At 61.7% G+C, this 290-nt stretch carries 1 pseudogene; it reads right to left on the reverse strand.

From position 1 onward, the window contains the following. A pseudogene (locus KVS69_RS19335) lies at positions 1-273 on the reverse strand (50S ribosomal protein L2); the annotation flags it as partial. Positions 274-290: the final 17 nt, after the last annotated feature.

Consider the following 290-nt stretch of genomic DNA (forward strand, 5'->3'; position numbering starts at 1 on the left):
GATATGGGCGGTGCGGCTCGGATCGTATTCGATGCGTTCCACGCGCGCCGGCATGCCTTCCTTGTTGCGCTTGAAGTCAATCAGACGCTAATGCTGCTTGTGTCCACCGCCCACGTGACGGGTGGTGATGCGACCGTGGTGGTTACGACCACCGGTATTGCTCTTCGGCTCCAGCAACGCTGCGTGCGGTGCGCCCTTGTGCAGAACGGGCGTAACCACGCGCACGGCCGAATGGCGGCCGGGGGAAGTGGGCTTGAATTTCATCAATGGCATGGGATGTACCTCAGGCC

It is taken from the genome of Stenotrophomonas sp. GbtcB23 (genome assembly GCF_019091045.1).
Classification (GTDB): domain Bacteria; phylum Pseudomonadota; class Gammaproteobacteria; order Xanthomonadales; family Xanthomonadaceae; genus Stenotrophomonas; species Stenotrophomonas rhizophila_A.